The sequence below is a fragment of the Endozoicomonas sp. SESOKO4 genome (genome assembly GCF_024606275.1).
This window is the reverse complement of the sequence record NZ_JAHHPS010000518.1, coordinates 1-6,400: the sequence shown is the minus strand read 5'-3', so window position 1 is coordinate 6,400 and position 6,400 is coordinate 1. Positions and strand designations below refer to the sequence as shown.

Annotated in this window: 3 protein-coding genes; 1 reads left to right on the top strand and 2 read right to left on the bottom strand. The window is 42.5% G+C overall.

Annotated features, from left to right (window positions below):
• Together KDK16_RS10115 and KDK16_RS10110 are read right to left on the bottom strand one after the other, a co-directional pair.
• Window positions 1–2,762 (bottom strand): hypothetical protein (locus tag KDK16_RS10115; RefSeq protein WP_257275940.1); only part of this gene is annotated, 2,762 nt, incomplete at its 3' end.
• Between the two features lie 347 nt (window positions 2,763–3,109).
• Window positions 3,110–5,464, bottom strand: coding sequence for a hypothetical protein (locus KDK16_RS10110; RefSeq protein WP_257275939.1), 2,355 nt, complete (start codon window positions 5,462–5,464; stop codon window positions 3,110–3,112).
• 437 nt (window positions 5,465–5,901) lie between these two features.
• On the opposite strand from KDK16_RS10110, the gene KDK16_RS10105 reads away from it, so the two are divergent.
• The coding region (locus KDK16_RS10105; protein ID WP_257275938.1) for a hypothetical protein at window positions 5,902–6,400 on the top strand (499 nt) is incomplete at its 3' end.

Here is a 6,400-nt window from a genome sequence, read left to right as displayed (position 1 = left end):
TCCAGACTTTTTAGTTCCTTATCAAGACTTACATTTTTTTCCTCATAGCTTTTAGCCAGCTTATTTAATGACGCAATTTTTTCACCCATTCTCTTATTAGCAGACCGCCTGTCAGCTATCTCTTTATCTTTCCTCGACAGCTTTTTCTCAAATTCATGAAAAAATTGGTTTCGTTGCTCTTCCTTTTTGGCAAGGCTGATTTCATTAGCTTTTAAAGCATCCAAAACTTTTTGTTTCGAAAGCATTAACTCTTGTTCCTTATTATTTAATTCACGGGTCAGTTCATCAATGCGCTCCTTCATCACTTCAATCCTGGCTGACTTGAAATGAGTACTTCTGTGATTTGGCTGTAATGGTAATTCACCTGACCGCCGATCTATGTCGTCTAAAAGCATGCTGAAGAAATAATTCTTTGAGAAAACCGTTTTCAAATAGAGGGCACGATGCCAATGTTTGCCCTGCTTCCGAATAGAGGTATCGCGCTTAGCCGCATCACCGTTTAGCCCCCTGACGATGCTCTCATAAATAACCAGTTCCTCGGACTGGAAAGTGGCCTGTGACCCGGTAAGCGCCATAGCGACATCCAGGCTTGGGAGGTAGGCGTTTATTGACCCGCCTTCAACCGTAAAATCAAACACAAACAGGTTATAGGCTTCAGGATCAGGCCCCTGCCCGGGGAAAGAAAACAACATTTTTTGGCGGGGTTCTGATACTTTAAAACCATCCAGTTTTGTATCCAGCCACTGTTTTAAATCATCTACTTTGTCGTACGCCATCAGAACATCAATATCATTCGTCACAGGCTCGTTATCCTTGAATTTAAGCTGATGTCCAAACCCGTGTTTGGTTATGTACGCTCTTACAGACTCTCCTCCATACAGGCAGCTACCCGTTTTTTTCTCTACACAAAAGGCTTCGATAATATCCTTGAGGCCATCGCGCAAATTAATAATAGTCTGAGCAAACTGACCATATTTATCAGAGCTATCAACGACACGATTAAACATAACTTGCGTCATGGGCACAATGTACTCATCATCACTGCTGCGACAGTGATCAGAAAAAGCAGGTGGATCTGTATCACCTGCAGGGCTCATGGAGTGATTGATATAACGAGCAAGACGCTTACTCACAACCATTGCCCACTCTTCCGTCTGCTGACGATCTTCAACAGGCAAAACCTGCAGCATGCCTGCATGGCTTAGCTTGCGCATTAAGTCGTAGGCATCCTGAAGAGCGGCTTCGGGTGACTGCCCCACACTCAATCCACTGTTTAAAAAAAACTGCTTTGTTGCCTGCCACAGTAGACTCTCTGGTGATACGACGGGAGACAAACCGGACTTTTCAGAAAATGGGGAGCCTGCACCTTTGTCCTTATCTTTTTCACCTTCTGCCCCCTCGCCCTCATCCTCCCCGGAACCCTCTGGCTCCCTTTCGTCACTTTTGTTGAGAGTGAAGCTTTCTCCGCTGCTGGAAAACCTGTTTTCCTCCGCAGCTGGACCCAATATATACGACTGTGGAAGAGGACCAGCAGAGAAAGCTTGCATGGTCATCCAACCAAAACAATGCTGATTGTCAGAGTAGCAGGCAGGAACCACAGGAGTCAGTCCTTGCAAGCCCAATTCTTGATATGGCCGGAGCATCAAAGCCTTCATCGGTTCAGACATGATATAAGCAGACCAATACCAATTCAGAAACAACCGGCTGAACCCGGCTGTGGTCTTTGCAGAGCTGGCTGCCAGAAGCCGATGAGTCAGCCAGGATGGCACCGTCAATGCAATTTGCAACCCAGACTCATTTGCCTTCTCTGGAGCAATAAGCTGGACAGTTAAACAAGTAGTGGTACTTCCTTCTTTCGGTTCGCTCCAGACAATCTGTTGATAACGCTCAACGTTAATGTCATTGAATTTTTTTATCCAGAAAATGCCTTGATTACTCCCCACCTGGTAAGTGCTGGTTGTGTTGTCACTGTTTGGCAGAATGACCGAGAATACAGTTGTAGTTGAATCCTGTTGCACAACCTGCAGTTCCGCTTTTCCATCACGACTTTTCACGACCGACTGACCGGGTGCAAGCTGCTTATTAAGCTCAGTAACATAGGCCACAAGACTGTGCAGGCTGGCAAAATCATCTTGCTGTATCCGATAGTTTGGATCAGCTTCTGCCAGAGTCAGGTAGCCAAGCACCGGATTGAAGGTTCCAGCCTCAGCAGTGGCAGAATCGGGTATTCTCACGGGGTTCCACTGCGAACCGGAAAATACAAGCCACGAAGCCCATTGCCGTAAGGCATCAATCAAGAGAAAACGGTTCAGCAGACCAGCCGAAATACCGTAAACCTGCATAACAGGATAGATAACCGGACTACACGACGCGGCAGAACCCTGACAAACTAACGCTGATATCACGATTGCAGACGATACTGCCAGCTGCACAACTGCCGCTGCCCCCACATCTTCAAGGTTTAACGGAAAACTGACAGAGACACCGGGAACAGACAATTGTGGACAATAAGATGAGCTATCTGGAATGGTATCGCCGGACAAATCAGTAGAACACGCACAGAATACGGCCAGAAATAGCCAGGCCAACCATAAGAAAGGTATACCCGTTTTTATACTCAACAACTTCCACCCCATGACCCATTCAAAGATACCTAATATAGATACTGGGAGGCTATAGTACTTAAGATGGCTCTGGTGCGGTTCCGACAATGATACCATTCCGAACATTACACGATAGACGCCAATAATGAACGAAGCCATGATCAATCTGTAGATTGTCCACTGGGCGCGAGAACGTATCGGGATGGCTCCTGCGGATCTGGCGGGAAAGCTAAAACAGAAGCCCGAAAAGCTGCTGAGTGGGAGCAGGGCAAAAATCGGTCCATTTATGCCCTGGCTCAGAAGCTGGCGAGCAAGCTTCGGGTTCCTTTTGGTTACCCTTTTCTTAGAGAGCCTCCTGAAGTGCCTTTGCCCATCCGTGATCTGCGTAAAAGGAGCTTTGTGCTCCCTGCACGTAATAAACAACGGGGTTAGGGGAAGCTGCATCTGATATAAGAAAAAATGATCCTGCCTCTACAACACAGGTGAAGCAGCAGCCCCTGCTGTGTTCAAAGTTTGCTAAATCCTTTTGATACTTTATTCAGGAAGCTCTGATAGTCATCGGGGTTCAGTCCCAGTTTCTGCAAGTATTGAATAGTATGATGAACAACTTCTTCAGCAGTATAATCTTCACTGGCTTTGACGCCATGAGGTACAACCTCAATCGGCTCATTTCGCATTCGACGGTCATGGATATATTCGAACCAGGCTTGTAAAAACTGATTAATCAGTTTCAATTCCTGCATATTTTCAGGACAACGGAAAAAGCGAAACTCTATTGTGGCATAAGGATCGATCACCTCGGATCCCGGAATATGCATCAAAGATATAGCCATATATTTTTCTAACATCATATTACCCGCTGCACCGAACATCTGTTGCAAAGGGGTCATTTGCACAAAATGACTATATATTTTTGCAAACTGTTTAAGCTTATCCAATTTTTCTGAATCCGTTAGCCAATCGCCATTCACGACTTCATAATTGAAAGCAGCCAACTTTTCGTTATACGTGGCAATCATCCAATTTATCCGTTCAATGGCTAACTCTCTCATATCAGAATAATCAGAAAACAATTTATACCATTGACTTTCATTATCCTTAACAATTCGATCATTATTACCGAATGCCCTGAGTAGATAAGAATTGCTCTCAATCTCCCTCTGTAATTCCAGAAGAACAGCGGGGTTACCGTGCGTAGCAGAGAGCGCATCAACATGTTTGTGGCCAGAAGCATGATCTATGAGTTCATCTTTAATCATTGAGTCAACCAATTCAAAAACTTTTTCTAAAGCATTGTTCGCATCGGCGTCACCATCATGGTAAGGCGTACAATTAAACTCAAGCCATTTCCTATAATCTAAAAAAGGAGTCACATAGAAGTGTCCATCAAAAGTAAAGCTTCCAGAATCACAGCTTGCCTCATTTGCTCCTAATCTTTCCATATGAGCTCTTACTATCTCAAGATAATAGTAACTTGGCCCACCCCATTGTTCAGCTTTAGAAATCAAATCATATTCCAACTCTTCACCAAATTTGAGATCAATAGAGTTGTTAAGTGGAATACTCTGTCCAGCTGCATCTGGCTTTTCTTCAAACATATCATGAAGAGCATCTAACCAGCGTCTTTCAAATTTCGATGCCATGACTTCTTTATTAAAAGTCATTCTAAGTTCATCATTAATTCTCAGGGCAGCAATAATGGCATTCTTGCACTCATTACATTCAACAGTATTCTTTCTTATCTCATCAAACAGTTCTTTCTTGTAGCGATCGATAAATCTCATAAACTGATCATATTCTGAAAAATAGCCATCTCCAAAAAGAATCCTTTCAAAGAATTGAAATGTCTTATGCCCAACTAATCGATAGTCCCTACTATCGTCATAGCCCTTGAAGTTCTCATAAAGGTAATCGGACAATAACTCTCCAAGATAATAATTTTTATCATATCTATTTGACACCTCAATTTGTCGATGAGCAAATATCTCTGACAATACTGAATCTATTATTTCGACTCGTTCTTTACTAATTGTTTGGCCAGAACGATACTTATCTGCCTCGTCACTATAAATAAATTTCTGATCTCTTAACAATCCTTCCGTGAATAATATAAAATCTACAAATATTTGTTTAACATTATTTTTGGTAGTGGCGTAATCAGTATAAAAACGCAAAAAACCTTTTCTCTTCCACTTCTTATGTCCGATGACTCTTTCGATGGATAAATCATGCTCCCTGGCCAGTGTATTAACAGTATCTAAAAAATGCCCGGCTGCCTCCTGAGGTGACAAGTCCGATACATCAAAGTTAAGCTCTGCATCCTTATCTCTCTTGCGCTTTCCAGATTTCACCCGCGATGATGCCTGTTGGTTTTGCCCCCTGGCCTGTTCACTATTTTGTTCAGGTACCCTATCACCTCTTTCACTCGCTGCTCCCTCTTTTTTTGAATTACCGAGGCTGATAATTCCGTGTATGTCACTTGTATCAACTTTCAAAAAAACATTGTTAGCAGTACCGAGTAATAAAGGTAAAAAAACATTCAAGACAGATGCGCTATTGTCATCCTCATTTTTTTCATGGCCTGGCTGGTAGAAATTATCCTTTTCTTTTTTAGACACACCTGTATTCTTTTTGTAATCGAGTTCCTGGAACTCTTTTGTCACTTTGTTTGTTCTACTTTCAAGAAAGGGGTCTTTCCAGCCTTTAAAAATCGCTATTTCTTTTTCCTTAAAAGCATCAACTAACATTTTATCAGCACTATTTTTTTCAATAGGAAGCATTTGAGAAAAAGACTTCCCATTAAGCGCCGGAGTTAAGACTTTATGATGATTATCATGAGAAAGTGAGCCAAAAGCTAGCACGTGCGAAGCATTCAGAAACAAGCAGCAAAAAAACATCAATAATTTCATAGTAAGAAAGTTCCATTTTTAGTCATTTTTTAAAATTTAATAATTCGTATAATGCCTCTTCAGTAATCCCTGTCGCTATGTCTGTTAAAGAGCATGCTCAAGACCTACAATTGAACACTCCAATTATTAATAAGTGGTACTTTTGTACACATTACAGTACTAAAAGTTATTCACAGCATTCTTTAATTATTCAATTAACTGCCTCCAAAAGTAGTAATGGATTAGCTATTAATCAAGCGTACTGAGAAATACTCTTTCGGCAATAAGTATCTAACTAACCAACTAGCCCCCTAGCAACCTATGTCTAAAAGGAACTTCAACCTGATTTTAAGGTCAAACGATCAAGCAGTTTTAATGCAGTTTTTCGAATGTAAGGAGAGAGATTGACTATGGATGGTCATATTGGTGTGGAAAAAAGCAAACGCGTTCTTGATAGTGGACAGCTAAATAATAACGTGCCAGCGAGGAAGAGAGCAAAGCTGGATTCATTGTCAAAGGTAGACATCTGCTCTGATGTCACTACCGAATTCAATAGATCGTTTCCTCAGATTACCTTTCCTGACAAAGCGAGAACCGTATCCCCAACAGATACCTCGTTCCGTAAGACCTCTAATTCCTTCGATTTTCGTTTTGTCGCCAGCGATGATGAGGTTCGACAGCTGCTAGTGACCCAGACCATCGACGAAAATCGTGATGTCACACTTATCTCCCACCCCGATGACCTCTCACAGGCTAATCTGGTGAGCCGGTTGAACATTGCTGACGATGGTCGCCACACTCTGCTAGCGGGCAAGCTGTTTGAAAGTCCACAGCCATTAACCCTGGTGATCGATATCCGCAAGCTCACCAGCGAGGATCTGCCCAAATTTAACGATCTGCTGGACCCGG